This window comes from Mycobacterium sp. DL99, assembly GCF_004762045.1.
Lineage (GTDB): Bacteria > Actinomycetota > Actinomycetes > Mycobacteriales > Mycobacteriaceae > Mycobacterium.
The window spans coordinates 5,207,368-5,234,156 of sequence record NZ_SJOM01000007.1 but is presented as its reverse complement, the minus strand read 5'-3'; the positions used below and the strand labels follow the sequence as shown (position 1 = coordinate 5,234,156).

Genomic DNA, 26,789 nt, shown 5'->3' with positions numbered 1-26,789 from the left:
TCAGTCCATCTGGTAGCGGGGGAAAACCCCGGTGGGCGCGGGCAATTCGGTACCTGGCTTGAGCCGGGTCCCGATGGAGTCGAAGTCGCGTGCGTCGGTCGGCTGGCCCAGCAGGTCGAGCAGCTTGGCCGTCGAGTCCGGCATCACCGGCTGCGTCAGCAGCGCCGCGATTCGCACTACCTCGAGCGTCGTGTAGAGCACCGTACCGAATCGCTGTTGGTCGGTTGGATCGTCGGACTTGCGCAGCACCCAGGGCTCCTGGGCGGAGAAGTAGCGGTTCGCCGCGCCGAGTACCGACCAGATCGATTCAAGTGCGAGGTGCATCGCCGGCACATCGTAGTGCGCGCGCACCTGTTCGAGTAGGGCATCGGCGGCCCTCAGCATGGCCGTGTCGTCGTCGGTGAACGCTCCCGGGTCGGGCACCACGCCGTCGAGGTTTTTGGCCACCATCGACAGGGAGCGTTGCGCCAGGTTGCCCAGTTCGTTGGCCAGGTCGGCGTTGATCCGGCCGATGATGGCTTCCTCGCTGTAGCTGCCGTCCTGGCCGAAGGACACCTCGCGCAGGAAGAAGTAGCGCACCTGATCGAGTCCGAACGTGTCGACGAGTGCGATCGGGTCGACGACATTGCCGACCGACTTGCTCATCTTCTCGCCCTTGACGTTGATGAAGCCGTGTGCGAAAACCCGCTCGGGAAGCGCAATCCCGGCCGACATCAGGAACGCCGGCCAGTACACGCTGTGGAACCGGATGATGTCCTTGCCGATCATGTGCAGCTTGGCGGGCCAGTACTTGCCGAAGGTCTCTGACGCCGTGTCCGGATATCCCACCCCGGTCAGGTAGTTGGTCAGTGCGTCCACCCACACGTACATCACGTGGTCGGGATGGTCGGGGACCGGCACGCCCCAGTCGAACGTGGTCCGCGAGATCGACAGGTCCTTCAGCCCGCCGGAGACGAAGCTGACGATCTCGTTGCGGCGCACATCGGGTCCGATGAATTCGGGGTGGGCCTCGTAGTGGGCCAGCAGGCGCTCGGCATAGGCCGACAACCGGAAGAAGTAGGTCTGCTCCTCGGTCCAGGTGACCGGTGTGCCCGTCTCGATCGCGGTGCGGGTGCCGTCGGGTCCCTCGGTGGTCTCGTCCTCGGCGAAGAAGCGCTCGTCGCGCACCGAGTACCAGCCGGAGTAGGTGCCCAGGTAGATGTCCCCGGCCTCGAACATCGCGCGCCAGATCGCCTTGGACGCCTCATAGTGGTCGGCGTCGGAGGTGCGGATGAACCGGTCGAAGGAGATGTTGAGCTTCTCCTGCAGCCGCTGGAACACGTCGGAGTTGCGGTTGGCCAGCTCTGCTGCCGAGATGCCCTCGGCAGCGGCGGTCTCGGCCATCTTCTGGCCGTGGACGTCGGTACCGGTCAGGTAGCGCACGTCGAAGCCGTCGAGTCGCTTGAACCGGGCGATCGCATCGGTGGCGATGTACTCGTAGGCGTGCCCGATATGCGGCGCACCGTTGGGATAGGCGATGGCCGTAGTTATGTAGAAAGGCTCACTCATTTGGTCCCACCTTATTGTGTTGCGGTGGGTTCGAAACGCACCGCCAGGGAGAAACCGCCAGCCCCGGAGCCTTTGGGTCCGCTGGTCGACGCACATACTCATCTCGACGCCTGCGGTGCCCAGACCGCTGAGGATGTCCGCGCGATCATGGACCGCGCGGCCGCCGTCGGGGTGGTCCAGGCGGTCACCATCGCCGATGATCTGGACTCGGCACGCTGGGTGACCACGGCCGTCGATGCTGATGAGCGGGTTTTCGGGGCGGTGGCGCTGCATCCCACCCGGGCCAACGTGCTCGACGATGCGGCCCGGGCCGAGTTGGAGCGGCTGGCCGCCCATCCGCGGGTGGTCGCGGTCGGGGAGACCGGGATGGACCTGTACTGGCCGGGCCGGTTGGACGGCTGTGCGACGCCGGCCGAGCAGCGCGAGGGTTTCGCGTGGCACATCGACCTGGCAAAGCGCACCGGCAAGCCGTTGATGATCCACAACCGCGACGCCGACGCCGAGGTTCTCGACGTGCTTCGCGCCGAAGGGGCGCCCGAGACAGTGATCTTCCACTGTTTTTCCTCCGGACCGGAGATGGCCCACACCTGTGTGGAAGCCGGCTGGGTGCTGAGCCTTTCGGGCACGGTCAGCTTCAAGAATGCCGCTGAGCTGCGGGAAGCTGCCCGGCTGATCCCTCCCGGCCAGCTGTTGGTCGAGACTGACGCGCCGTTTTTGACCCCGCACCCGTTCCGCGGAGCACCGAACGAGCCGTACTGCCTGCCATACACTGTGCGGGCACTCGCAGAGTTGCTGGACCGACCTGCCGAAGAGGTCGCGTCCGAGACCGCAGCCACTGCGGCGCGGGTGTACGGACTTAACGGGAGTTGCCGGTCGTAGGCCGATTCGTTACCGTCTTGTGATCAAAGCTCAACCGCCGGCGGTGATGCATGCCGTCCGAACCGGGGAGAAAAACGAGAACCGTGGACGCGCTCAACAAAATTCATGAATCCCGATCACCGCTGCTGCGAGGCGTGGTGGGGGCCTTACTGGTCACGCTCACCGCGGCCGGGGGCTACGCCGTCGGATCGCACAAGACCGTCACGCTGAGCGTCGACGGCGCACCGATGACCGTGACGACGATGAAGTCCCGGGTGATCGATGTCGTCGAGGAGAACGGATTCTCGGTAGGCGACCGCGACGATCTCTACCCCGCCGCCGACGAGTCAGTGAACCAGGCCGACACGATCGTCCTGCGCCGCAGCCGGCCGCTGCAATTGTCGTTGGACGGTAACGACAGCAAGCAGGTCTGGACCACCGCCTCGACCGTGGATGAGGCCCTGGCGCAGCTGAAGATGACCGACAAGGCACCGGCCGCGGCGTCCCGCGGCAGCAGGGTGCCGCTGGGCGGTATGGCACTTCCCGTGGTGAGTGCCAAGACAGTGCGGATCGACGATGGCGGCAACGTCCAGACTGTGCATCTGGCTGCCCCGAACGTGGCGGGCCTGCTCGCCGCTGCGGGGGCACCGCTGGAGCAGAACGACACCGTGGTTCCGGCGGCATCGACCCCGGTCACCGAGGGTATGCAGCTTCAGGTGACCCGCATGCGTATCGAGAAGGTCACCGAGCGGGTGGAGCTGGCCCCGGGCAACAAGCGCATCGAAGACCCCGAGCTGAACATGAGCCGCAAGGTCGTCGAGGACGCCGGCGCCCCGGGCACCCAGGACGTGACCTACGCGGTGGCCAAGGTGAACGGTGTGGAGACCGGCAGGCTGCCAGTAGCCAATGTCGTGATCGATCCGGCGCGCGACGGCGTGCTGAGGGTCGGAGCAAAGCCGGGCACCGAAGTTCCGCCGGTTAGCAATGGGGCTGCCTGGGACGCGCTTTCGCAGTGCGAAGCCGGAGGTAACTGGGCCATTAACACTGGTAACGGATTTTTTGGCGGGGTCCAATTCGACCAGAACACCTGGGAGCGACAGGGTGGTCTGCGGTATGCTCCGAGAGCCGATCTGGCGACTAGAGAAGAGCAGATTGCGATTGCTACGGTGACGCAGGCCCGGCAGGGTTGGGGAGCTTGGCCAGTGTGTAGTGGGAGGATTGGGGCGCGCTGACTATTCGACTCCTCGGGCGGACCGAGATACGACGCTTGGCGAAAGAAATCGACTTTCGGCCACGCAAGGCCTTTGGCCAGAACTTTGTTCACGATGCCAATACCGTTCGGCGCATTGTGTCGGCCTCCGGGATTCACCGGAACGACCGTGTGCTCGAAGTAGGACCCGGTCTCGGGTCGTTGACTCTGCCCCTGTTGGACCGTGGCGCCAGGGTGACCGCCGTGGAGATCGATCCGGTGCTGGCCAAGCAATTGCCGGCCACCATCGCCGATCATTCCCACAGCGAGATCAACCGGCTCACGGTGATCAATCAGGACATCCTGACGCTGATGCCGTCTGATTTGACCGAGCAGCCGACCGCGTTGGTGGCGAACCTGCCGTACAACGTGGCGGTGCCCGCACTGCTGCACCTGTTGGCCGAGTTCCCGTCGATCCGGACGGTGATGGTCATGGTGCAGGCCGAGGTGGCCGAGCGCCTCGCGGCCGACCCCGGCGGCAAGGACTACGGCGTACCCAGTGCCAAGGCGCGTTTCTACGGAAACGTGCGCAGGCACGGGATGGTGTCGCCGACGGTGTTCTGGCCCATCCCTCGGGTGTACTCCGGACTGGTCCGCATCGACCGGTACGAGACATCGCCGTGGCCGACCGACGCCGAGTTCCGCGATGAGGTGTTCAAGCTCATCGACATCGGATTCGCGCAGCGGCGCAAGACCTCTCGCAACGCATTCGCGGACTGGGCGGGCTCGGGCAACGAGTCGGCCGAGCGGCTGCTGGCCGCCAGTATCGACCCGTCGCGCCGTGGTGAGACGCTGGGCATCGCGGACTTCGTCCGGCTGCTGCAGCGGGCCAAAGAGGCTGAGGGTGAGGCAGCGGCCGAAGTTGAGGCGGCACACTAGCCACCTGCGCTGAACGTGAAGAAGATCGCGAGATTGTTCGACAATCTTGCGATCTTCTTCACATCGCAGGCTCGATCACTTCGATCACCAGCCTGACGAACTCCGAGCACGATGCGTGGCGCCGGTCCGGTTCCTTGGCCATCGCCCTGGCGATGATCGAGTCCGCCCCACGTGGAATCCAGCTGCAGCGCTGCGATATTCGTGGCGGACGGCTGTACAGCTGCTGATCGATCAGGGCCACCGCGGTATCCGCGGTGAACGGGGGCGACCCGGTCAGCAGTTCGACCGCCGTGCAGGCCAGTGCGTACTGGTCCGTCGCCGCCGACGGCGTCCTCCCGACGAGCAGTTCGGGCGCCGAATAGGCCAGTGACGCTTGGATGTTCGGATGCGGCTGGAACGCTTGACGGGTGATGCGCCGGGCGGGGTCGAGGCTCATCCGTGAGCGATCGTGGGACAGGCGCGCGGCGACGTCCTCGGCCATCGAGTGCGCCACGCCGAAATCGATCAGCACTGCCCGCGAGAATGGTTGATCGACAAGGATATTGGCGGGTTTGACGTCACAGTGCACGATTCCGCGCCGGTGGGCGAGGTCGAGTGCCCCCGCGATCTGGGTCAACGCGGTGAGCCGCTCGGGTATGCCGGGCAGGTGGTTCGCCGTGCCGCCGAGGAGCTCCATCGCCAGCCAGCCCGGGCCTGCGGCATACACCGTGACGATGTTGGGATGGGTGAGCTGACGGGCGAAGTCGAACTCGCGTTGCAGCCGGGCCAGGTGGGCGGGTTGGCGGTGCTGATCATCGAGAACCTTGAGCGCGACGGTGGCCCCGTCGGGGTCGCGGGCCAGGTATACGACGGCTGAGCCGCCGGTCCCCACGACTTTCACCGCGGTGTATCCCGCGACGATCACCTCGGGTGAGGGCACCGTCTCAGCTTAAGTTCACCGACAACCGCGGGTGAGCGGCGATAGTGTCGTGGCCGTGTCAGCATCCGACGGCAGTACCGCATCCGAGTGGGTCCCCACCGGTTCTGTCACCGTGCGCGTCCCCGGCAAGGTGAACCTGCACCTGGCCGTCGGCGATGTGCGCGACGACGGTTACCACGACCTCACCACGGTGTTCCACGCCGTGTCGCTCCTGGACGAGGTGACGGTGCGCAACGCCGATATGTTGTCGCTGACCGTCGAGGGGGAGGGCGTGGAGTCGGTGCCCACCGACGAGCGCAATCTGGCTTGGCGCGCGGCCGAGCTGCTGGCCGAGCATGTGGGCCGGTCGCCGGACGTGGCGATCAGCATCGACAAGTCGATCCCGGTGGCCGGTGGCATGGCCGGCGGCAGTGCCGACGCGGCCGCGGTGCTGGTGGCGATGAACACGCTGTGGGAGCTCGGGGTGCCCAGGCGCGATCTGCACGCCCTGGCCGCTCGGCTGGGCAGTGACGTGCCGTTCGCGCTGCACGGCGGCACGGCGCTGGGCACGGGGCGCGGTGAGGAACTGGCCACGGTCCTGGCCCGCAGTACCTTCCACTGGGTGTTGGCGTTCGCACACAAGGGTCTGTCCACCCCGAAGGTGTTCGGTGAGCTGGATCGGCTGCGTGCGGACACCTCGACCGGCGGCCCGCCCCGGGCCGAGGAGCCCGAGCCCGTGCTGGCCGCGCTGGCGTCCGGTGATCCGGCCGAACTCGCCGCACTGCTGGGCAATGACCTGCAGCCGGCGGCGCTGAGCCTGTACCCGGACCTGCGCCGGACGTTGCGTGCCGGGGTGGAGGCCGGCGCGCTGGCCGGCATCGTGTCCGGATCCGGGCCGACGTGCGCGTTCCTGTGCCCGTCCTCGACGTCGGCGGTGGACGTCGGCGCCGAGTTGGCCGGGGCGGGGGTGTGCCGGACAGTGCGGGTGGCCAGCGGTCCGGTGAGCGGTGCCCGGGTCGTCCCGGAGCCGTCGACCTCGGCCTGACACTGTGACGCAGACCTCAATTAACGCGAGGGTTTGGCCAGTTACTTAAGGGTCTCTTAAGATGAGCGACGGTGAATGCTAGCGATCTTGCATCGGGTACGACTTGTGCGCCCGCCGCCCGTAACGGTGGGCGGCCGCGAAGCTGTATTCCCGGTTCTGGGGCATCACCTTTTCGAGACATAACTGCTCCCCAATCGTGTGCGCGCGCCTACCCAAAAGCGGTGTGCAGCGGGCGGAGCATGGATAACCGGGCAACTGCACCTGGCGCACTGTCGCTGGTGCCGGGGCCGCGGAAGCCAAGGAGGTCGTCGTGAGCAGATTCACCGAGAAGATGTTCCGCAATGCTCGTGAGAGCAAGCGCGGGATGGTGACCGGTGAGCCGCATGAGCCGGTTCGCCACACCTGGGGTGAGGTTCACGAGCGCTCCCGCCGCATCGCAGGCGGCCTGGCGGCCGCTGGTATCGGCCACGGCGACGCCGTCGGTGTGCTGGCCGGTTTCCCGGTGGAGATCGCGCCGACCGCCCAGGGCGTGTGGATGCGGGGCGCGAGCCTGACCATGCTGCACCAGCCGACTCCGCGCACGGACCTGGCGGTGTGGGCCGAAGACACCATGAACGTGATCGGCATGATCGAGGCCGACGCCGTCATCGTCTCCGAGCCGTTCCTGGTCGCCATCCCGGTGCTGGAGGAAAAGGGCATCAAGGTGCTCAAGGTCGGCGACCTGCTGGCGGCCGACCCGATCGACCCGGTGGAAACCGGCGAGGACGATCTGGCGCTGATGCAGCTGACGTCCGGCTCCACCGGCTCGCCCAAGGCCGTGCAGATCACGCACCGCAACATCCACTCGAACGCCGAGGCGATGTTCATCGGCGCGCAGTACGACGTCGACAAGGACGTCATGGTCAGCTGGCTGCCCTGCTTCCACGACATGGGCATGGTCGGCTTCCTGACCATCCCGATGTACTTCGGCGCCGAGCTCGTCAAGGTCACGCCGATGGACTTCCTGCGTGACACCCTGCTGTGGGCCAAGCTCATCACCAAGTACAAGGGCACCATGACCGCGGCGCCCAACTTCGCCTACGCGTTGTTCGCCAAGCGGTTGCGCCGTCAGGCCAAGCCCGGCGAGTACGACCTGTCCACCCTGCGGTTCGCGCTCTCGGGCGCCGAGCCCGTGGAGCCTGCCGATGTCGAGGACCTGCTCGACGCGGGCAAGCCGTTCGGCCTTCCCTCGTCGGCGATCCTGCCGGCCTACGGCATGGCCGAGACCTGCCTGGCGGTGTCGTTCTCCCCGTGCGACGCCGGCCTGGTGGTCGACGAGGTCGATGCCGACCTGCTGGCCGCGCTGCGCCGTGCCGTGCCCGCAACCAAGGGCAACACCCGGCGGCTGGCCTCACTCGGCCCGCTGCTGAAAGACCTTGAGGCCCGTGTCGTCGACGAGCACGGCGACGTGATGCCGGCCCGCGGCGTCGGCGTCATCGAGCTGCGCGGCGAATCGCTGACCCCCGGCTACATCACCATGGGCGGCTTCCTGCCGGCCCAGGACGAGCACGGCTGGTACGACACCGGCGATCTCGGTTACATCACCGAAGAGGGCAACGTCATCGTGTGTGGTCGCGTCAAGGACGTGATCATCATGGCCGGGCGCAACATCTACCCGACCGACATCGAGCGCGCCGCCGGTCGCGTCGAGGGCGTCCGCCCCGGCTGCGCCGTGGCGGTGCGTCTGGACGCCGGGCACTCGCGTGAGACCTTCGCCGTCGCCGTGGAGTCCAACGCCTGGCAGGACCCGGCCGAGGTGCGCCGCATCGAGCATCAGGTGGCCCACGAGGTGGTCTCCGAGGTCGACATGCGTCCGCGCAACGTCGTGGTGCTCGGGCCGGGCAGCATTCCGAAGACCCCGTCGGGCAAGCTGCGCCGCGCCAACTCGGTCTCCCTGGTCACCTAGCCTTTTCTGGCTTCCTGCGCCGCGAGCGTGCGTGTCTGCTGGTCGACACGCCGCTGGCGGCGCAACATTTTGCGCACCCTCGCGCACTTCTGAGTTGAGCCTCTCTCGACACACCGGGTTTCGGCGTGCATTTCGCAATGTGGGCACTGCGGGTACCTGCGACGTCGATCAAAAGCCATGACAGCACAGTCAATTTGCTCATCGTTAATGCAATGTTTGCGTATTCTGTCGCAGAAAGCACTTTGAAGAGAGGATCGGAATGGTCAAATCCCGATGGGTTTCGGCGATCCTCGGCACAGGCGTTATTGCTGCCGGGATTACCGCGGGCACCGCGTGGGCGGGTGGCCCCGGTGGTTACGTCGAGGACCCCGAAGACATTTTTGCTGCCGTCGGCACCGGCGAATTCATCGACACCATAGCGGGTTTCACCGCTACCGGTGATACGAGCGAAGAGGCCTCGGCGGCGGTGATCGCGGCCTGCCAGAGCGCGGGAGGTGTGGAGTGCACCGCTGACGAGGTGACCAACGACAACCTCTGCATCGTGTCCGTCGCGAGCCCTAGCAACCACGCGGTGGCCGGCGGTGCCGGGGCGACGGTCGAGGCTGCCCGCCAGGACGCATTCAACCGGGCGGCGGCGAACAACACCCCGCTCGATGCGGATTCCCCCGTCGTCGTATCGGCCTGCCCGTGATGAGCGGGCGGATGTCGGCGCGTTCGGCGCATCGCAGTTCGGGTGTAGCGGTCGTAGCCCGGAAAGGGAAGGACAAGATGACTGGTCGCGGCAAGTTTGCATTCTTGATGGCGAGTTTGGCTGCCGTATCGGTCGTTTCGGCACCGGTTGCCAGTGCTCGGCCGACCTGCCAGGACACGGCCACCAAGACGATCTGCACGACCAATGGCAGCACCTCGATCAAGGCGCGACCAGGAACGACGGCGCCGCCGGCCAATCAGCCGGTGTTCCCGTGGTTGGGGATGCCTGGGGCTCGCCGCTAGTTATTCGCCGAGTCGGTACCAAGCACCCGCGAGCGGGCGTGTCATTCGTGACGCGCCCGCTCGTGGTCGTTATGGCGCCGTCGAGCATGTCCGACATCATTTGCTGCGCTGGGTATTTGCGGTCTTGTCGGCTTGCATCCGGTTGTAGACCCGCCACCAGATCATCTCGTGGTCGACGGCGGTGATCTCGCCGCGGGCGAGGCACTCGTCGGCGTGTAGGAGTTCGGCGGCCAGCACGACCAGGCGCTCGCGGGCGGCCGCAGATCCAGGATCGTCGTAACCGGCCATCGTCGTGGCGCACAGCGTTCGCACGCCGTGGAACGCGCTGCCGGCCAGGCCGAGCACAACGGCTCCCGCGGCGAGGAACACCGCGGTGGAAATCCCGAACGCGGGCCAGGGCGACATCTGCCCGCCCAGCCACAGCTGGCACAGCAGCCATACGAACATTCCCCACAGCGGCCAGCCCCGTGCCAGCCGGACGAGGCGGCGTTCAGCGGCACTCAGGCCGGGCGGGTACACCACCAAGCGGTAGTAGGTGATGCCGAAACGGCCGGGCCTGACCTGCACACAGCCCCACGCCCGGGAGCCGTCGAGAAGCGGGTGCAGTAGCCGGTTGCCGTCCATACCTCGGGTGTACCCGCTACGCAGGTGCCCGCATCGCGCCCGAACGGTTTCTTTACGCCCACGAGCTGGATTCTTGCGTGCTGGGTATAGAGAACTATACTCAGCCTGATGACGCCGAAACTCCCACCTCGCCTGGCCGACCACCCGACTGTCCGCGCGGTGCGGGCCCGTGCGGACACAGCTGTTCCGGACGTGATCGACGCCGATTGGCTGCGGGCATTGTGTCTGGACGCCGGGGCCGACGACGTGGCCTTCGCCAGTGCGGACGACCCCGCGCTGGCCTCGGAGCGCGAACACGTCGAGGCCGCACTGCCGGGGGTTCGCAGTTACATCTCGCTGGTGGTCAAGATGAACCGCGACAACGTACGTTCGTCCACCCGCAGCGTGGCCAACCAGGAGTTCCATCGCAGCGGCGAGATCATCAACGAGGCGGCGCACCGGATCACCCGGGCCCTGGAGGATGCCGGCCATCGTGCGGTGAACCCGTCGGCGACCTTTCCGATGGAGATGGACAGGTTCCCCGGGCGGATCTGGGTGGTGGCGCACAAGCCGGTCGCGGTGGCCTCAGGGCTGGGGGTGATGGGCATCCACCGCAACGTGATCCACCCCAGATTCGGCAATTTCATCCTGCTGGCGACGATTCTGGTCGGTGCGCCGATCAGCAGTTACGGCGTGCCGCTGGACTATTCGCCGTGCCTGGAATGCAAGCTGTGCGTGGCGGCCTGCCCGGTCGGGGCGATCGGCAAGGACGGCGAGTTCGACTTCGTCGCCTGCTCGGTGCACAACTACCGCGAGTTCATGGGCGGGTTCACCGACTGGGCACAGACCATCGCCGACAGCAGCGATGCCGCCGATTTCCGGTCCCGGGTCAGCGATTCCGAGAATGCGTCGATGTGGCAGAGCCTGTCGTTCAAGGCCAATTACAAGGCGGCCTACTGCCTGGCGGTATGTCCGGCGGGCGAGGACGTCATCGAGCCCTACCTCGATGACCGCAAGGAGTTCATGGACCGGGTGCTCAAACCCCTGCAGGACAAGCGCGAAACGCTGTATGTACTGCCGAACTCGGCGGCCAAGGCCCACGCCGAGAAGCGGTATCCACACAAGACCGTCAAGGTGGTGGACAGCGGAATCCGGGGTCTGTGACCGGCCGATGGAATCACCGTGAGCGCAACGCCCGACCGGTCATCCCTCGACGGCTAACGTGGCTCGACGATGGCGACACAGCAGGGCGACTTTCGGCTGTGGGCATTTGGTGATGCCCACGTCGGGACCGACAGGCAGTTCGGCCGGGAGAGCCTCGCCGAGGCCATCCGGCAGTCGGAATTCGGTGGAGCGCAAGGCGGTCCGCCGTTCGGCTGGGACATCGCCGTCGACGTCGGCGACATGTCCGGTGCCCATCACCGCCTGCCCGACGACGCCGAGGGGCAGGAGGTGCGCCGGCAGCTCTCGGCGTTGCGCAAACACCGGCGTGAAGACGTGTACTCGGTGTGCGGAAACCACGACCGCAGCGGTCTTTCCGAACCCGACGCCTGGTGGTGGCAGAAATGGATCGATCCGCTGGGCGCGCACCCCGCACATTCCGGCGTCGACGCCGCGGCCCGGCGATATCGGGTCAGCGGTACCTGGGAACGCTATTCGTTCCGGGTGGGCAACCTGCTGTTCCTGATGCTCAGCGACCGGAACGAGCCGTCTCAGGCCGTGGGCCGGGGCACGCTCGGCGGTAACCCTGGTGGGGTGGTCTCCGCCGAGACATTCGACTGGTGGGCGAACATGGTTGAACAGAACCGTGATTCGATCATCATCACGGTGCACCACTACGTGCTCAAGGACACGACGGTGGCGTCAGGGGAGTGGGAGGGGGTGCGCCGCGACGCGGACGGAAAGCTCCACGAGCACTACCACCGCCCGTTCCTGGAGGGGACGCCGCAGGGCGCGTCCTACCTGTACTGGGTCGGCGGCAAGCCGGACTCCGGGGCCTTCGAGCGGTACCTCACCGAACACCCGGGTGCGGTCGCGCTGTGGCTGGCCGGTCACACCCACACCAATCCCGACGATTCCCACGGCGGCAAGACTCATATCGAGCAGGCTTGGGGTGGAACCTATTTCATGAATGTGGCGTCATTGAGTCGCCATCACATGCCGATCACGACCCTGCCGATCAGCCGGCTGCTCACATTTCGTCCAGGTAGCGCAGAGGTGCGGGTGCAGTGCTATCTGCACAGCGACCAGCATGCGCCGCAGGGCTGGTACCCGCCGGCGGAGCGCACGCTCACTTTGGAGAAGCCGTTCACCTGGTGATGCAAGATCACCAGGCGTGCACGGTGTTCTGGGCCGGCTCCAGGCCCTGAGCGATCAACAGCTCGGTGGCATCGGCGGCCTGCTCGCAGATCGTCGGCAGCTCGGCGCGTTCGGCGGCGGTGAAGGCCTCCAACACGTACGCCGCCGGATCCTTACGACCCGGCGGGCGGCCCACTCCGATGCGGACCCGTTGAAATTCCTTGCTGCCCAAGGCTGATGCCACCGAACGCAGCCCATTGTGGCCGCCCTCGCCGCCACCGACCTTGAGCCGGATCCGGCCGAAGTCGATGTCGAGCTCGTCGTGGATGACCACGATCCGACCCGGCGGCACCGAATAGAACTTGGCCAACGGCCCGACCTGACGGCCGGACTCGTTCATGTAGCACCGAGGCTTGGCCAGTACCACCGGAGCTCCGGCGAGCCGGCCGGTGATCACCTCGGCACCGGATTTCTTGTGCACCTTGAAGGCCGAGCCGATGCGGGCGGCCAGTACATCGGCCACCATGAACCCGACATTGTGCCGGGTTTTGGCGTAGGCGGGCCCGGGATTTCCCAGGCCCACCACCAGCAGCGGCTCGGCCATCGAGGCAGTGTCCTACCTGGTTACTCGGCAGCTTCGGCAGCTTCGGCGGCCGGCTCCGCGGCCGGGGCCTCAGCGGTCTCGCCGGCACCCTCGGACTCGAGGTCCTCGGCGCTCGGGGCCTCGACGACGTTGACCACGAGCATCTCGGGATCCGACACCAGCGAAACGCCGGTGGGCAGCTCGATCTGGCCGGCCAGGATCTGGGTGCCGGCGTCGACGCCCTCGATCGACACGGTCAGGTGCTCGGGGATGGACAGGGCCTCGGCCTCGATCTCGATGGTGTTGGCGTCCTGGGTGACCAGGGCACCCGGAACGGCGTCGCCCTCGACGGTCACGGTGACCTCGACGTGGACCTTCTCGCCCCGGCGCACGACCAGCAGGTCGGCGTGCTGGATGTTGCGGCGGATCGGGTGGATGTCCAGCGCCTTGGTCAGCGCCAGCTGCTCCTTGCCCTCGATGTCGAGGGTCAGCACGGCGTTGGTGCCCGAGTGGCGCAGCACCGCGGCGAACTCACGGGCGCTGATCTCCAGGTGCTGGGGCTCGGTGCCGTGGCCGTAGAGCACGGTGGGGACCTTGCCGTCGCGGCGTGCCTGGCGCGAGGCACCCTTGCCGGTGCGGGTACGCACGGCGGCGGTGAGCTTGTTGGGGACGTTCTTGGCTGCGGCCTTGGCCATGATGTTGCTCCTCTAATTGCGGTACTGCGGTCAGATCGTCAGCACGGCAAGGGTCACAACACTTGAAGAAGTTCCCGCCGATAACGGTGGTCCAAAAGGTCCACCCTCGCCGTGACGCCAGGTCAGGGTAGCAAAAACCGGGCCGCTCCCAAAAATCGGCGCCGGCGAGCTACAGCGGATACGTGGTCTTGGTCAGCTGCTCAGACAGCTCCCACAGTGCCTTCTGGGTGTCCACCCGCCTGGCCAGCGGGCTGCGCCCGACCGGCTGGCTGGGGCCGAACTGGCCGAACCGCGGCCCGATGAAGCTGTCACCGGGGACGTCCTGGGACGCCGCGAACAGCGTCTGACGGGCGCCGAACGACGGATCGCTGGCGAAGACCCGGTTGGCGGTCGCCATCAGCCGGGCGCCGAACTTGTTGCCGGTCTGGCCCTGCAGGTTGGTGGCCGAATACCCGGGGTGGGCGGCCAGCGCACGCACCTGCGAGCCCGATGCCGTCAGCCGGCGCTGCAACTCGGAGGTGAACATCAGGTTGGCCAGTTTGGACTGCCCGTAGGCCAGCCACGCCGAGTACGGCCGCGATTTCCAGTTGAGATCCCGCAGGCTGATCTGCCCGAACAGATGCATCAACGACGACACCGTCACCACCCGGTCGGCGATCTTGGGCAGCAGCAGGTTGGTCAGCGCGAAATGGCCGAGGTGGTTGGTGCCGATCTGGCTCTCGAAGCCATCGACGGTCCGGCTCAGCGGGACGGCCATGATGCCGGCGTTGTTGATCAGCACGTCGACGCTCTCGACCGTGTCGGCGAACTCGTGCACCGAGGCCAGGTTCTGTAGGTCGAGCTTGCGTACCTCGACCTGCCCGCCGGTCATCGACGCCGCGGCTGCGGTGCCCTTGTCCAGGTTGCGGACCGCGACGGTGACCTTGGCGCCGACGCGGGCAAGCTCGCGGGCGGTGACGAGACCCAGTCCACTGTTGGCGCCGGTGACGATCACCCGGCGGCCGGTAAACGAGGGCAGGTCGGCGCTGGTCCATCCACTCATGCTGACCACCCTACGGTCGCGCCGGCACTTCTTCGCAGGTTCACTTCTTGGCGATGTTGAAGCCCGCGATGATCGATTCGATGTCCGGTCCCTGCGTGGCAGCCTCGTCGGCGTAGGTCGTCACGGTCAGTTGGACCAGATAGCGCTGCGGGGGCTGCAGCCCGTCGTTCGCGATGACGACGCGGTTGTAGCTCTGCATGCGCTTGCCGTTGAGGTCGTAGCTGCCCTCGATCATCGCCGACGGGAAACTCTTCCAGTCCGCGTTGGATGCGTTGAGCTGCTTGAAGTTCTCCGCCAGTTGGGCATCGGCGTAGCCGTGGTCTTTGAGGGCCTTGGGTACGTCGAAATCGCCGTGCAAGGTGAAGGCCAGCATCATCGCGGTGGGGTAGGTGTTCCCCTTGGCGATCATCCGGGTACCCGGGGCCAGGTTGGGATTGTTGTAGGTGTGCCAGCCCGGCGGGTTCGGCATGGTGACGTTCAGGTGTGGGATCTTCTCGGGTGCGATGGGCTCGCCGACGACGCCGGAGTCCTCCAGGTACTGCCACAGGGGTACCGGCTGGTTGTCCGCAGGGACGGCTGGAGTCGTCGAACTCGTGGTCCAGATCGACTTGTAGTCAGGCGTTTCGGCGCCACAGCCGGTGACCAGGACCGCCATCGCGGCGCCGGTGGCGAGCAGCCGCTTCACAGAATCTCGCGCACCGAATCGATCGGCCGGGCCAACCGGGTGCCGTTGTCGGTCACGACGAACGGCCGCTCGATCAGGATCGGATTCTCGGCCATCGCATCGAGCAGTTCCTCGTCGGATGCGTCGGCCAAACCGAGTTCGGCGTAGAGGGATTCGCGCTTGCGCACCGCAGTCCGCACGTCGATGCCGGCGTCGGCGATCAGTTGCTTGATCTCGTCACGCGTCGGCGGCGTCTTGAGGTATTGCACGACCTCCGGCTCGATCCCGTTCTCGCGCAACAGATCCAGGGTCTTGCGCGAGGTCGAGCACTTCGGATTGTGGTAGATGCGGGCCATCTAGGCGGACCCGTCGAACAGCCCGGTAACCGAACCGTTCTCGAACACCGCACGGATGGTGCTGGCCAGCAGCGGCGCGATGGACAGCACGGTCAGCTGCGGGAACTGCTTGTCGTCGGTGATCGGCAGCGTGTTGGTGACGATCACCTCGCGTGCACCGCAGTCGGCCAGACGCTGGGCGGCCGGGTCGGACAGCACGCCGTGGGTGGCGGCGATGATGACGTCCTTGGCACCGTCTTCGCGCAGCAGCTTGACTGCGCCGGCGATGGTGCCACCGGTGTCGATCATGTCGTCGGTCAGGATGCAGGTCTTGCCCTTGACGTCACCGACGACGCGGTTGGCCTTGACCTGGTTGGGCACCAGCGGGTCGCGGGTCTTGTGGATGAAGGCCAGCGGCACGCCGCCCAGCGAGTCGGCCCACTTCTCGGCGACGCGCACCCGGCCCGAGTCCGGCGACACCACGACCACGTCGCTGTCGGCGTAGTTCTCGGCGATGTAGCCGCACAGCAGCGACTGGGCGCGCATGTGGTCCACGGGGCCGTCGAAGAAGCCCTGGATCTGATCGGTGTGCAGGTCGACCGAGACGATGCGGTCGGCGCCGGCGGTCTTGAGCAGATCGGCGACCAGGCGGGCCGAGATGGGCTCGCGGCCGCGGTGCTTCTTGTCCTGGCGCGCGTAGGGATAGAACGGCAGGATCGCGGTGATCCGCTTGGCGCTACCGCGCTTGAGCGCGTCGATCATGATGAGCTGCTCCATGAGCCACTGGTTCAGCGGCGCGGGATGGCTCTGCAGTACGAACGCGTCGCAGCCGCGCACGGACTCGTCGAACCGGACGAAGATCTCGCCGTTGGCAAAGTCGCGGGCGGTCTGCGCGGTGACCTCGATACCGAGTTCCTTGGCCACTTGTTCTGCCAGTTCCGGGTGCGCGCGCCCCGAGAACAGCATCAGGTTTTTTCGATTGTCGGTCCAGTCCGTGGCCACTTGGCTGCCTTCGCGGTTGGGGATCGATACGGAGCAATCGTACGTAGCGTTTCTGGTTGTTCGTAGCCGGGTTACCAGATTGCCAACACGAAACGTCGGATTGCCCGGCCCAGCGGTGCCGACTGTGGCGTTCCCGCACGCGTTTGCCACCGATTTCGTGCACACGCGCCACGCTCGGCCCCGGTGGTGGCCGGCCTACTCCTCGCGGGCCTTGCGCGCGGCCTCTTCTGCTGCCGCCGCTGCCGCCGCGGCAGCCGAACCCGGGCGCTTGCGTTGCACCCAGCCCTCGATGGTGCGTTGGGCGTTGTCCGAGACCGCCAACGCGCCGGGCGGGACGTCGTCGCGCAGCACGGTGCCCGCACCTGTGTAGGCGCCGTCGCCCACGTTGACCGGGGCGATGAACATCGTGTCGGAGCCGGTGCGCACGTGCGAGCCGATGGTGGTCCGGTGCTTGGTCTCGCCGTCGTAGTTGACGAAGACGCTGGAGGCCCCGATGTTGCTGTGGTCGCCGATGTCGGCGTCGCCGACGTAGGTCAGGTGAGGCACCTTGGTGCCCGTGCCGATTGTGGAGTTCTTGGTCTCGACGAACGCGCCGAGCTTGGCGTCGGCCCCGAGGATCGTGCCCGGCCGCAGGTAGGTGAACGGGCCGACGGTGGCTCCGGCTCCGATCACGGCGAGCTGACCATGGGTGCGCACCACCGATGCGCCGTCACCCACCTCGACGTCGGTCAGCGTCGAGTCCGGGCCGATCTCGCAGCCGGCGCCGATCTCGGTCGTGCCGAGCAGTTGGGTGCCGGGGCGCACGACGGTGTCGCGGCCGATGGTGACGTCGACATCGATCCAGGTGGTGGCCGGGTCGATGATCGTGACGCCGGCCCGCTGATGGCGGGCCACGATGCGGCGGTTGAGTTCAGCGCCCAGATCGGAGAGCTGCACCCGGTCGTTGACGCCGGCCACCAGCGCGCTGTCGTCGACATGCATGGCCCGCACCGTCCGGCCGTCCTGCCGCACGATCGCGATGACGTCGGTGAGGTACAGCTCCTGCTGCGCGTTGTTCGAGCTCAAGCGGCTCAACGCCGAGCGCAGGTCGGCGATGTCGAAGGCGTACACCCCGGCGTTGACTTCGCGGATCGCCCGCTGCGACTCGGTCGCGTCGGCCTGCTCGACGATGCCGATTACCTCGTTGTCCTGGGTACGCAGGATGCGGCCGTAGCCGGTCGGGTCGGGCACGGTGGTGGTGAGCACAGTGGCAGCAGCCGTCGCGGCACTGTGGGTCTCGATGAGACCGGCCAGCGTGTCCGCATCGAGCAGCGGGACATCACCCGAGGTCACGACGACCGTGCCGGCGAATTCGTCGGGCAGCGAGCTCAGGCCACAGGCCACGGCGTGGCCGGTGCCCAGCTGCTGGTCCTGGATGGCGACGTCGATGGTGCGGCCCAGCTTCTCCGCCAGCTCACCGACCGCGGGGGCGATGCGCTCACGGTCGTGGCCGAGAACGACCACCAGATGCTGGGCAGCCGCATTGGCCACGGTGTGTACCGCGTGGCTGAGCATGCTGCGGCCGGCCAGGGTGTGCAGCACCTTCGGGGTGTCCGAGCACATTCGGGTCCCGGCACCTGCTGCCAGTACGACGACGGCGGCCTCGGTGGTCGACACAGGTGCCCCTTTCTCGCCGAGCGACCGTGTCTGTACGCCGACAAACCGTCAACACCGGCATTCTGCGGTCGTTCGCGGGATCGTGAGCTCCGTCGCCAGGACTCGAACCTGAACTATCTGAACCAAAATCAGAGGTGCTGCCGATTACACCACGACGGAATGTCCGGGAGAGACTCTAGTCGAACGGTCTAGCCTGATATGCGTGGCAGCACCCGAGAAGGAAGTGCGGGCCCCCCGGGCCCGGATGACCGGCAACGAACGGCGACAGCAGCTCATCGAGATCGCCAAGTCGCTGTTCGCTGAACGGGGCTATGACGGAACCTCGATCGAGGAGATCGCGCAGCGCGCCAACGTCTCCAAACCAGTGGTCTACGAGCACTTCGGCGGCAAAGAAGGCCTGTACGCCGTCGTCGTCGACCGGGAGATGTCGGCTCTGCTGGATGGCATCACCTCGTCGCTTACCAACAACCGGTCCCGGGTGCGGGTCGAACGCGTGGCGCTGGCCCTGCTGACCTACGTCGAGGAGCGCACCGACGGCTTCCGCATCCTGATCCGCGATTCCCCCGCCGCGATCACCTCGGGCACCTACTCGACGCTGCTCAACGACGCGGTCAACCAGGTCTCCTCGATCCTGGCCGGGGACTTCTCCCGGCGCGGGCTGGATCCCGAACTGGCACCGCTGTATGCCCAGGCGCTGGTCGGGTCGGTGTCGATGACCGCCCAGTGGTGGCTCGACGTGCGCGAGCCCAAGAAGGAAGTGGTGGCCGCCCACGTCGTCAACCTGATGTGGAACGGGCTGACCCACCTGGAGTCCGACCCGATCCTGCACGAGGAGTAGCGGGCTCATTCGTTCGGTCGCCCGACGGCGAGTCGGTAGGCAACACCAACTGCAACTCGGGGGTTGCAATACAGGGGATCCATGTGCAACTCTTGGGTTGCAACAATCCCGGCGGAGAGGACCCCGATATGACCACCGACTACGACCGCATCGAGCGCGAGATCACCATCGACGCACCGGCGCAACGCGTCTGGGACCTGGTGAGCGAACCCGGCTGGTACATCAACGACGAGCGGATCACCGAACACCGCATCGATCGTGACGGCGACGTCGCCATCGTCACCGACCCCACCCACGGGAGGTTCGCGTTGCGGACCGTCGCACTCGAGGAGCCGCGCTACGCGGCCTTCCGGTGGCACATCGACGCCGACGACCTCTACAGCTCCTCCACCCTCGTCGAATTCTGGATCACCCCAGCGCCATCCGGCGTGGTCCTGCGGGTCGTCGAGAGCGGGTTCGCCTCGCTCGACGAGCCCGAGGCCAACCGCCGGTCCCGGTTCGACGATCACAGCGGAGGCTGGCCGGTCGAGCTCGTCCTCGCCCAGAAGTATCTGGTGGGGGCCGCCGCCGATGCATGAAAATGCCTCACCGGTGCAGGTTTTCGCTGCACTTGCCGATGACAGTCGGTGGCAGGTTCTCGTTGCACTCGGGCGCCGGCCCGCGTCGGCCTCGGCGCTGGCCGACGAACTCCCGATCAGCCGTCAGGCCATCGCCAAGCATCTGAAAGTGCTCACCGACGTTGGCCTGGTGGTAGCCACCCGGGCGGGGCGTGAGATCAAATACGAGGCGGTAGGTGCTCGGCTCAGCGAGGTGGCGAGACGGCTCGACGGAATAGCGGCGGGTTGGGAACGCCGGCTCGCCAGGATCAAGGGTGTTGCCGAGCGGGATGCCTGACGGCAGCTCAGCCGAGCCGTTGGGTCTTCGCGCAAGCGCTCATCCCTGATCCCGCGCGAGCAGGTCCGCCGTCGTCTCCCGACGCACCAACACCCGTGAAGCGCCGTCGCGCACCGACACTACGGGCGGGCGGCCCACCATGTTGTAGGTCGAAGCCATGCTGTGTTGGTACGCGCCGGTGCAGGCCACGGCCAGCAGGTCGCCGGCATGGATGTCGGCGGGCAGCTCGACGTCGTGCACGATCTCGTCACCGGCCTCGCAATGCCGTCCCACCACGGTGGCCACCATGGTCGGTCCGAGCGGATGTCGATTGGCCAGGGCCACCGTGTATTTCGCTCCGTACAGGGCGACTCGCGGGTTGTCGCTCATGCCGCCGTCCACGGCGACGAACGTGCGCCCGCCGGGTTGGGACTTCACCCCGCACACCCGGTACAAAGTCACCCCGGCCCGTGCGCTGATGGCGCGGCCGGGCTCGACGACCAGACGTGGCCGCGGGAACCGTTCGGCCGCGCACGCCGCGGTCAGTTCATCGTCGAGGACGGCGGCCAGCGCTGCGATGTCGAGGGCTGCGTCGCCGCGGACATACGGAACCCCATGACCGCCACCGATGTTGAGCTCGGTCAGCACCAGGCCGTGTTCGGCGCGGATGTCGGCCATCGCGCCGATCAACCGGCGCACGGCCACCCCATAGGGCGCGGGATCGGTGATCTGCGAGCCGATATGGCAGTGCAGGCCGACAAGATCGAGGTTCGGGGTGGCCAGGATGCGGGCGGCGGCGCGGGCGGCGCGGCGATCGGCCAGCGCGAATCCGAACTTCTGGTCCGTCACCCCGGTGGTGACCGCACGATGACCATGGATGTCGATGTCGGGTGTGACCCGGATCAGTACCGGCTGGGGCCGACGCGCCAGCCCGGCCAGGTAGGTGATCTCCATCGGGGAGTCGACCACTATCCGGCCGACCCCGACGTCGATCGCATCGCGTAATTCGTCGCATGACTTGGCGTTGCCATGCATCACGATGCGCGCCGGGTCGACCCCGCCCGCCAACGCTGTCGCCAGCTCGGCGGCCGAGCAGACATCCAGCCCGAGGCCTTCCTCGGCAACCCAGCGGGCAACGGCGGTGGTTAGCAGTGACTTGCCCGCATAGACCACCTCTGCCTGGCCGAGCGCGGCGCGGTAGCGCCGGGCGCGGGTCCGGAAATCGGTCTCGTCGAGCACGTAGGCCGGGGTTCGGTACTCGTCGGCGATGTCGGTCAGCGGCACCCGGCCGACGGTGATCCTGCCCTGCTCGTCGACCCCTGTGGTCAGCGGCCAGATGTTCGGATCGAGTCGTGGTCGGGTGGCGCCGCGAAGTGAAGGCAGGATGTCCAGCAAGGTCATGACTCCACAGTCGGCCGTGCCGGGGCCTGCGTCATCGGGCTTGACGGTTCCTTGACGCTGCAGGGGCGGATCCTGACGCGAACGCGTCGGAGTTCAATCTGCAGGCGCCGATATTTCACTGAGTAGCAGTACGACTCGTTGCAGCGAGCGAACCGCACCATCTGCGTCCTCACCGATAGCGGCAGCGGCTGTTGCCAATTCGGTCCCGGCGATTGTCATTCCGGCGGCGCTGAGCCCTTCCGCGAGGCCGGCCAACCGCTCTCGCGCTGCCCGACTCTGATGACGCAACCCGCGGCGCAACCAGCCGGCGAGTTCGAGGCGGGCACGTTCGAGTGGCCCGGCCGGTGCGTCGGGAGGGGCCGGCGGGAGCTCACGGCCAGAGGCCGCCTCGGTCGCGAGCACCAGGGCAAGGTCTTGCGTCAACACCGCCAACGGTTCGCATATCAGCCGTCCGGCACGCCGGTGTACCCGGACGCTGACGCGGTGCAGGTTCCCGGCTTCCAGGACATCGGCGAGTGCGTCGACCGCGCCCGGCGCCGCAGCTGAATGCCCCAGCACCAAGCGGGTGTCGCCATCCGGTCCGGTCACGTCAGCCACCAACTGTTGTGCCGCAGCGTCAAAGCCCCAGTCGTGCACCGCATCCACGGTCAGCACCCGGATGCCGTCGCCGAGCCGGCGGGGGCACACGAACGTGGGCCACGATTCGTGGCCGATACCGTGCGGCAGTGTCCCGGCATCCCAGGCGGCGGGGCTCAGATCGTGCAGCGAGGTGCGGCCCCGCTCGGCGCTGATCTCGATGAGGCCCAAAGCTCGGCGTCGCGCGCCCGTCGTGACCACCTGCCCTTGCGCCACCCGCTGCAGTCTCGTGCCCAGGATCCGGCGTTCGGCGGCCGGTTGCAGGCCCGACCAACGGCGTTCCAGCACTGACACCGAGCCGGTGTCGGGATCGGCGAGATAGACCCGGGCGCCGACGCCGTGTTCGTCGCGCCATGTCTCGGCGCCCAGCGAGATCAGCCGCAGGTGGGCCAGCTCGGTTTCGCCGGGCACCCCGACGCCGAGAATCTCCCCGGCGGTGCGTTGCGGTGCATCCAGTTCGCCGGCGGCCGTGGCGGCGCGCAGCCGGGCCGGGGCCTCGGCCACCAGGGTGAGCAGCGCCTCCGGATCTGCGTCGGTACGACGCTGGTGCAGGGCCTCGCGTTGCCTGCTCAGTTCCTCCAGGTCGGCGGCCACCCAGCTCCACCCGGCGCGACGTGCCTGTTCGTTCAGGGCGCCCAGCCGGGCGTCGAGACCGGCGTCCTCGGACGAGGTCCCGTCCGACCACAGCGAAACGATCAGCGCATCGAGGTCGGCGGCGAACCCGTCGACTTCGGGTCGGCGGTCCGTGTCGCTACCGAGGGAGACCACCATTTCGCGGGCCATCGTCGAGCCGGCATCGCCGGCCGCTCGAAACGCCCACACTGCCACGGCCTGGTGGGCGCAGCCGCTGACGTCGCGGCAGTCGCAACGGGCATGGGCCAGCGCGGACGGCGAGAAGAACTGCACGGTGTTCAGCGGCAGGCGGGCGGTCGGAATACCGTCCGGTGCCGACAGGCGCACCGTGCCGCGTGCCATCCGCCGCGCCGCGGCCAGCGTCGCCGGAGCCAGTGCCTGCGTCAGGCTTTCATCAGTGAATTCTGCTGGGCTCCAATGGCTTTTGGTCTCCTCCGGGTCGTCGTGGTGCCCGTCCTGGTAGGCCAGTACCAGCATCACGCGGTGCCGGCACCAGCCGCTGGCCGGACAACTGCACGTGGCATCGCGGACGGCCGTCCCCACCGGCAGCGTGGTGACGACGCCGTCGTCGAAGCGTGCGGTGACCGCGCCGTCGTCGCCGATATCGAGGATGGGCCCGCGGCCCGCGTCGAGATCCTTCCGTGCGCGTTTGACGAAGCCGGGGTTGGCCAACGCGGTAAGCGCGTCGGTGGTCAGGTCGAGCAGATCGGCCCGGGCGCTCATTCGCGAACTTTCTCGGCGAGCCAAACGGCCAACTCACCCGGTGTCATGGCGGCCACCTCCGCACCGGCCGCCACCAGTTCCCCGGCCAGCTCGTGGTTGTAGGCCGGGTTGGCGTGGCGGTCGAGCGCGGCCAGTCCCAGCACCTTCGTCCCGCCGGCCACCAACTCGCGCACCCGACGGACCAGCAAATGTGCCGAACCGCCTTCGTAGAAGTCGGAGATGACCACCACGACCGAACGATGCGGGCTACTGATCCGTCCGGCTGCCCAACCCACGGCTGCGGCGATGTCGGTGCCGCCGCCCAACTGGACTTTCATCAACAGCTCGACAGGGTCGACCAGCTCGTCGGTCAGGTCCACCACCTGGGTGTCGAACGCCGCCAGGCTGGTGTCCATACCGGGTAGTTGCCACAGGCAACTGGCGAGCACCGCCGAGTGGATCACCGAATCCACCATGGACCCGCTCTGATCCACCAGCAGCACGATCCGCCACCGTTCGGTGTGCCGCTGCGTGCGGCTGGAGAACAGCGGCCGCTGCAGATAGAGCCGCTGCCGCTGCGGGTCCCAGCGGTCCAGGTTGGCTTTGACGGTGCCGCGGAAATCGAAGTTGCGGGCGATCGGGACGGGTGAGCGCCGGCGACGGTCCAGGCTGCCGGTGAACGCCCGGCGCACCTCAGTGTCCAATTCGGCCAGGAGCCGACGCACCACTTCGGCGATCAGTCGCCGCGCCGCCGCCAGCACCTCCGGATTCATCAGGTGCTTGGTCTGCATGACGGCCCGCAGCAGCGACTCGGAGGGTTCGATGCGTTCCAGCACGTCCAGTCGCGTCACCACCTCGGTGATGCCGAACCGCTCGACCGCATCGCGTTCGACCCGTTCGATCACCTCCTGCGGAAACAGCGTGTGCACGGCGTCGATCCAGTCCGGCACGCTCAGCGTCGAGTCTCCCTGACCGCCGGACCGTTCACCCCGTTCGGCGCGGTCCGGATCGCGGCCGTAGAGCCACTCCAGTGCGGCATCGGCCGCGCCGAGCTCTCCGGTGGCAGAACCGAGCGCGCCGTCGGCGGCCGCTCCCAGGAGTAATCGCCACCGCTGCAAGGGTTCTGGGACGTCGATCACGGCCACACCCCCCAGGACCGCAGCCGGTCGACGGCGCGGCGTTCGTCGGCAGCGGCCGCGGCCACGGCCTGTGGATCCGCGTCGAGACGGCGTAGCAGCACGCGCCGCGACACGTTGGCCGCGCCGTGAAGCTCCAGCACCGCGTCGGCCACGTCGCCGCGTTCCCGCGGCGGCAACCACGCGAACGCGGCGCGTAGGGCGGGGAGGGCGCCGACGAAATCGTCGCCGTGCAATCCGCCGATCAGCCTGTCGAGTCCGGCCACGAAGCCGGCATCGGAGATCAACTCCTCGCGGGCCAGCGCGAGCAATCCCGCCAGCGCATCGCCGAGCCGGGCCACCGATACCGAGTCCAGCACGGCCAGCGGATCGGCGTCGGCCGCTGAACCGAGGCTGATCACGGCACCGAGCGCCGCGCCCCGGCTCGCCGGATCCGACCGGTGCGACGCCGCCTTGCGGTGCAGCACCGCCACGATCCGATCGTCCATGGAGGCGAACAGCTGCGCGCGCACCAGATCTCGTAAACCGATCATCAACCGGAGATGACCGTCGATCTGTGCGGGGGCCACGGCAGCAGGCGGCTCCAACAGCCACACCGCACGGTCGGCGATCGCCTCGACGGCGTCGAGACATCCGGGCACGTCGTCGAGACCGAGCAATTGCGGATTGCGGGCCAACGGCAGCAGCACCCGCAGCGCCGCGCCCAGTGCCCCGAGATCGGTCTCGGCGGCCACCGTCTCGCGGAGTCGGCCGATCACATCGGCCTGTACCGAGCCCAGCCCGGCCGCGGCGGCAGCGTCTACCGCAGCGGCGAGTTCGGCGACGCCGATGTCGGGGCCGCTGATCATGGAGCCCCATTTGTTGCGGGCAGCGTCGAGCAGGGTGGCCCCCCACGCGCCGGCTTCGATGAGTGCGGCCAAGCGGCTGGGCGGATCGCCGAGGTGCCACTGCTCGGTGGGTTCGCGGCCGGCGTCGAGGGCCCATCGTGGTCCTGCACGGCGCTGGGTTCCCGGGATGTCCAGCAGCGCCAGGCGGTGCAGCACCCGGCTGCGCCGACGGTCGTTGTCGGACAACAGGTCCAGGGTGACTTCACCTGTCCCGGGCAGGTCGTGGGCGGCAAGTTCGGCGGCAACCGCCGCCACCAGCGGCGGCTGCGGCGTACCCGCCGCGAGGGCACCGACCGCCTCGCCCGAGAGCACGTCCATCACCTCGACCAGCACCGGATCCGTGCCGGGCGCCAGCGGGCCGGGGTAGCTCCACGGCAACGGCACCACGAGCGCCTCGGTGACCCAGCAGGCCGCGACCGAGTCCAGCCAGTCACAGCGCAGCGGAACCTGGTGCCCACGCAGCCGGGCCAACCCGTGCGCGTGCGTGTACACGTTCTGCAGGGACGCGGTCGACACCGGTAACTTCTTGTTCCGCAAGCGGTCTCGCGTACGGTGCAAGAGCTGTCGCCCTGCGGCCGCGACACCGTTCTCCCAGGCCCACTGGTAATAGGAGGGCGACGGCATGCCCGACGCGTACCCGGTGAACGCATCGAGTTGGTGGAAGCTGAACGGCACCAGATACGAGCCGTGCCGGGAATCCGCTTCGGGGACGGGAACTGCCGGCGGTGTCTCGGATTCCGGTAGTCGAGGCCACAGCTGGGCCAGTGCGGGTGCGTGATAGCCGCCGCACACCACGAGAACCGGACCCTCATTCCGGCGGACGGCCCACGCGATCCAGCGGGCCATCAGGTCTTCGCGGGCGGCATTGCCCGTCGATCCGGGATCGTCGCCGCGCAGGCCCGTGAACCACACCGACAACCGCTGCGCCACCACCGCGGGATCTTCTTCGGATTCGAACAGGTGGTCCCACAACGCATCTCGACTGTCGATGCCGAGTTCGCGGGCTACCGCCGCAGTGTAGTCCGCGGCGCGGTGTTCGGACGCTTCGTCGGGGTCGTCGGCGTACCGGTTGGTGAATTCGGCGAAGGCGTCGTGCCACGCGGGTAGGTCGATGAACCGGACCTGCGCGCCGACGCGGCGGCCCGCCCGTAGCGCCTGCCACTCCGGTGAGTGTTCGGCCAGCGGCGACCATGAGCCGCGATGCACTCCTGGCGCGGACAGGTAGCTGTAGATCGCGATCGGCAGCCGGTGCGCGGCGTCGAGTTCATCGATCCTGCCGTTGAAATCGCATGGTCCCTCGATGAGCACGTGTGCCGGGCGCAGCCGCTCGATCTCGGCGACCACCATGCGGGCGCATGCCGGCGAATGATGGCGCACTCCAACAATTCTG

General features: G+C 67.5%; 25 protein-coding genes and 1 tRNA gene. 11 read left to right on the top strand and 15 right to left on the bottom strand.

Annotated elements, in window-relative coordinates:
- Positions 1-1,548, bottom strand: a complete 1,548-nt coding sequence (gene metG, locus EYZ64_RS25515) for a methionine--tRNA ligase (protein ID WP_135457862.1) — start codon at positions 1,546-1,548, stop codon at positions 1-3.
- Between the two features lie 24 nt (positions 1,549-1,572).
- Here metG and EYZ64_RS25510 point away from each other — a divergent pair, with 24 nt between their 5' ends.
- The 3 genes from EYZ64_RS25510 to rsmA all read left to right on the top strand — a co-directional run bounded on the left by EYZ64_RS25510 (position 1,573) and on the right by rsmA (position 4,534).
- Positions 1,573-2,427: a TatD family hydrolase gene (locus tag EYZ64_RS25510; protein WP_135457860.1), complete on the top strand. Its 855-nt coding sequence runs from the start codon at positions 1,573-1,575 to the stop codon at positions 2,425-2,427.
- An 83-nt stretch (positions 2,428-2,510) separates the two neighbouring features.
- Positions 2,511-3,638 carry a resuscitation-promoting factor gene (locus EYZ64_RS25505; protein ID WP_135457858.1) on the top strand — a complete coding sequence of 376 codons (1,128 nt, stop codon included), beginning with the start codon at positions 2,511-2,513 and terminating at the stop codon, positions 3,636-3,638.
- The gene (gene rsmA, locus EYZ64_RS25500) at positions 3,635-4,534 is read left to right on the top strand and encodes a 16S rRNA (adenine(1518)-N(6)/adenine(1519)-N(6))-dimethyltransferase RsmA (protein ID WP_135457856.1); all 900 of its coding nucleotides are present in this window, start codon (positions 3,635-3,637) and stop codon (positions 4,532-4,534) included. Before EYZ64_RS25505 ends, rsmA begins: the two co-directional genes overlap by 4 nt.
- 58 nt (positions 4,535-4,592) lie before the next feature.
- Here the strand turns inward: rsmA and EYZ64_RS25495 are convergent, their stop codons facing one another.
- The gene (locus EYZ64_RS25495; protein WP_135457854.1) at positions 4,593-5,453 is read right to left on the bottom strand and encodes a serine/threonine-protein kinase; all 861 of its coding nucleotides are present in this window, start codon (positions 5,451-5,453) and stop codon (positions 4,593-4,595) included.
- Between the two features lie 55 nt (positions 5,454-5,508).
- Between EYZ64_RS25495 and EYZ64_RS25490 the strand changes: the two genes are divergently transcribed.
- From EYZ64_RS25490 to EYZ64_RS25480, 3 genes are all read left to right on the top strand, one after another.
- Positions 5,509-6,477 (top strand): 4-(cytidine 5'-diphospho)-2-C-methyl-D-erythritol kinase, encoded by a 969-nt coding sequence (locus EYZ64_RS25490; RefSeq protein ID WP_167857966.1) that lies wholly within the window; start codon positions 5,509-5,511, stop codon positions 6,475-6,477.
- Between the two features lie 310 nt (positions 6,478-6,787).
- Positions 6,788-8,422 carry a fatty acyl-AMP ligase gene (locus EYZ64_RS25485; protein ID WP_135457849.1) on the top strand — a complete coding sequence of 545 codons (1,635 nt, stop codon included), beginning with the start codon at positions 6,788-6,790 and terminating at the stop codon, positions 8,420-8,422.
- A gap of 259 nt (positions 8,423-8,681) precedes the next feature.
- Positions 8,682-9,113 (top strand): DUF4189 domain-containing protein, encoded by a 432-nt coding sequence (locus EYZ64_RS25480; RefSeq protein ID WP_135457847.1) that lies wholly within the window; start codon positions 8,682-8,684, stop codon positions 9,111-9,113.
- 398 nt (positions 9,114-9,511) lie between these two features.
- Here the strand turns inward: EYZ64_RS25480 and EYZ64_RS25470 are convergent, their stop codons facing one another.
- Entirely contained in the window at positions 9,512-10,039 is a 528-nt protein-coding gene (locus EYZ64_RS25470; RefSeq protein WP_135457846.1) for a DUF6611 family protein, read from the bottom strand.
- Positions 10,040-10,147: 108 nt separating this feature from the next.
- Here EYZ64_RS25470 and EYZ64_RS25465 point away from each other — a divergent pair, with 108 nt between their 5' ends.
- On the top strand, positions 10,148-11,182 hold the full coding sequence (locus EYZ64_RS25465) for a 4Fe-4S binding protein (protein ID WP_135457844.1): 1,035 nt from the start codon (positions 10,148-10,150) through the stop codon (positions 11,180-11,182).
- A gap of 69 nt (positions 11,183-11,251) precedes the next feature.
- Positions 11,252-12,337: a metallophosphoesterase family protein gene (locus EYZ64_RS25460; protein ID WP_135457842.1), complete on the top strand. Its 1,086-nt coding sequence runs from the start codon at positions 11,252-11,254 to the stop codon at positions 12,335-12,337.
- A gap of 7 nt (positions 12,338-12,344) precedes the next feature.
- Here EYZ64_RS25460 and pth read toward each other — a convergent pair whose 3' ends face one another.
- From pth to EYZ64_RS25420, 8 genes are all read right to left on the bottom strand, one after another.
- Positions 12,345-12,920, bottom strand: coding sequence for an aminoacyl-tRNA hydrolase (gene pth / locus EYZ64_RS25455; protein ID WP_135457840.1), 576 nt, complete (start codon positions 12,918-12,920; stop codon positions 12,345-12,347).
- 20 nt (positions 12,921-12,940) lie between these two features.
- A complete protein-coding gene (locus EYZ64_RS25450; RefSeq protein WP_135457838.1) occupies positions 12,941-13,594 on the bottom strand; it encodes a 50S ribosomal protein L25/general stress protein Ctc in 654 nt (217 codons plus the stop codon).
- Between the two features lie 169 nt (positions 13,595-13,763).
- Positions 13,764-14,636: an oxidoreductase gene (locus EYZ64_RS25445; protein ID WP_135457836.1), complete on the bottom strand. Its 873-nt coding sequence runs from the start codon at positions 14,634-14,636 to the stop codon at positions 13,764-13,766.
- 40 nt (positions 14,637-14,676) lie between these two features.
- Positions 14,677-15,321, bottom strand: coding sequence for an LpqN/LpqT family lipoprotein (locus tag EYZ64_RS25440; RefSeq protein ID WP_167857965.1), 645 nt, complete (start codon positions 15,319-15,321; stop codon positions 14,677-14,679).
- Positions 15,318-15,656 carry an arsenate reductase (glutaredoxin) gene (gene arsC, locus EYZ64_RS25435; protein ID WP_135457834.1) on the bottom strand — a complete coding sequence of 113 codons (339 nt, stop codon included), beginning with the start codon at positions 15,654-15,656 and terminating at the stop codon, positions 15,318-15,320. The genes EYZ64_RS25440 and arsC overlap by 4 nt, the downstream gene beginning before the upstream one ends.
- The gene (locus EYZ64_RS25430; protein ID WP_135457833.1) at positions 15,657-16,637 is read right to left on the bottom strand and encodes a ribose-phosphate diphosphokinase; all 981 of its coding nucleotides are present in this window, start codon (positions 16,635-16,637) and stop codon (positions 15,657-15,659) included.
- A gap of 195 nt (positions 16,638-16,832) precedes the next feature.
- Complete coding sequence (glmU, locus tag EYZ64_RS25425) at positions 16,833-18,293, bottom strand: bifunctional UDP-N-acetylglucosamine diphosphorylase/glucosamine-1-phosphate N-acetyltransferase GlmU (RefSeq protein WP_135457831.1); 1,461 nt, start codon at positions 18,291-18,293, stop codon at positions 16,833-16,835.
- Positions 18,294-18,380: 87 nt separating this feature from the next.
- Positions 18,381-18,452, bottom strand: a tRNA-Gln gene (locus tag EYZ64_RS25420).
- 85 nt (positions 18,453-18,537) lie between these two features.
- Here EYZ64_RS25420 and EYZ64_RS25415 point away from each other — a divergent pair.
- The 3 genes from EYZ64_RS25415 (at position 18,538) to EYZ64_RS25405 (ending at position 20,025) form a co-directional block, all read left to right on the top strand.
- Positions 18,538-19,131 carry a TetR/AcrR family transcriptional regulator gene (locus EYZ64_RS25415; RefSeq protein ID WP_167858178.1) on the top strand — a complete coding sequence of 198 codons (594 nt, stop codon included), beginning with the start codon at positions 18,538-18,540 and terminating at the stop codon, positions 19,129-19,131.
- A 128-nt stretch (positions 19,132-19,259) separates the two neighbouring features.
- Complete coding sequence (locus EYZ64_RS25410; RefSeq protein ID WP_135457829.1) at positions 19,260-19,709, top strand: SRPBCC domain-containing protein; 450 nt, start codon at positions 19,260-19,262, stop codon at positions 19,707-19,709.
- Entirely contained in the window at positions 19,702-20,025 is a 324-nt protein-coding gene (locus EYZ64_RS25405) for an ArsR/SmtB family transcription factor (RefSeq protein ID WP_135457827.1), read from the top strand. Before EYZ64_RS25410 ends, EYZ64_RS25405 begins: the two co-directional genes overlap by 8 nt.
- Before the next feature lie 39 nt (positions 20,026-20,064).
- On the opposite strand, the gene lysA is transcribed toward EYZ64_RS25405, so the two are convergent.
- From lysA to EYZ64_RS25385, 4 genes are all read right to left on the bottom strand, one after another.
- Positions 20,065-21,405, bottom strand: a complete 1,341-nt coding sequence (gene lysA / locus EYZ64_RS25400) for a diaminopimelate decarboxylase (protein ID WP_135457824.1) — start codon at positions 21,403-21,405, stop codon at positions 20,065-20,067.
- 93 nt (positions 21,406-21,498) lie between these two features.
- Positions 21,499-23,397, bottom strand: a complete 1,899-nt coding sequence (locus EYZ64_RS25395; protein ID WP_135457823.1) for a YehQ family protein — start codon at positions 23,395-23,397, stop codon at positions 21,499-21,501.
- Positions 23,394-24,515, bottom strand: coding sequence for a VWA domain-containing protein (locus EYZ64_RS25390; RefSeq protein WP_286175125.1), 1,122 nt, complete (start codon positions 24,513-24,515; stop codon positions 23,394-23,396). Before EYZ64_RS25390 ends, EYZ64_RS25395 begins: the two co-directional genes overlap by 4 nt.
- On the bottom strand, positions 24,512-26,776 hold the full coding sequence (locus EYZ64_RS25385) for a DUF5682 family protein (RefSeq protein WP_210115574.1): 2,265 nt from the start codon (positions 26,774-26,776) through the stop codon (positions 24,512-24,514). Before EYZ64_RS25385 ends, EYZ64_RS25390 begins: the two co-directional genes overlap by 4 nt.
- Positions 26,777-26,789: the final 13 nt, after the last annotated feature.

Excerpts from the sequence above, each read along its gene's own strand:
- metG (WP_135457862.1), bottom strand. The coding sequence starts at position 1,548 with ATGAGTGAGCCTTTCTACATAACTACGGCCATCGCCTATCCCAACGGT.
- EYZ64_RS25480 (WP_135457847.1), top strand. The coding sequence starts at position 8,682 with ATGGTCAAATCCCGATGGGTTTCGGCGATCCTCGGCACAGGCGTTATT.
- EYZ64_RS25470 (WP_135457846.1), bottom strand. The coding sequence starts at position 10,039 with ATGGACGGCAACCGGCTACTGCACCCGCTTCTCGACGGCTCCCGGGCG.
- EYZ64_RS25465 (WP_135457844.1), top strand. The coding sequence starts at position 10,148 with ATGACGCCGAAACTCCCACCTCGCCTGGCCGACCACCCGACTGTCCGC.
- EYZ64_RS25460 (WP_135457842.1), top strand. The coding sequence starts at position 11,252 with ATGGCGACACAGCAGGGCGACTTTCGGCTGTGGGCATTTGGTGATGCC.
- pth (WP_135457840.1), bottom strand. The coding sequence starts at position 12,920 with ATGGCCGAGCCGCTGCTGGTGGTGGGCCTGGGAAATCCCGGGCCCGCC.
- EYZ64_RS25450 (WP_135457838.1), bottom strand. The coding sequence starts at position 13,594 with ATGGCCAAGGCCGCAGCCAAGAACGTCCCCAACAAGCTCACCGCCGCC.
- EYZ64_RS25445 (WP_135457836.1), bottom strand. The coding sequence starts at position 14,636 with ATGAGTGGATGGACCAGCGCCGACCTGCCCTCGTTTACCGGCCGCCGG.
- arsC (WP_135457834.1), bottom strand. The coding sequence starts at position 15,656 with ATGGCCCGCATCTACCACAATCCGAAGTGCTCGACCTCGCGCAAGACC.
- EYZ64_RS25415 (WP_167858178.1), top strand. The coding sequence starts at position 18,538 with ATGACCGGCAACGAACGGCGACAGCAGCTCATCGAGATCGCCAAGTCG.
- EYZ64_RS25410 (WP_135457829.1), top strand. The coding sequence starts at position 19,260 with ATGACCACCGACTACGACCGCATCGAGCGCGAGATCACCATCGACGCA.
- EYZ64_RS25405 (WP_135457827.1), top strand. The coding sequence starts at position 19,702 with ATGCATGAAAATGCCTCACCGGTGCAGGTTTTCGCTGCACTTGCCGAT.
- lysA (WP_135457824.1), bottom strand. The coding sequence starts at position 21,405 with ATGACCTTGCTGGACATCCTGCCTTCACTTCGCGGCGCCACCCGACCA.
- EYZ64_RS25395 (WP_135457823.1), bottom strand. The coding sequence starts at position 23,397 with ATGAGCGCCCGGGCCGATCTGCTCGACCTGACCACCGACGCGCTTACC.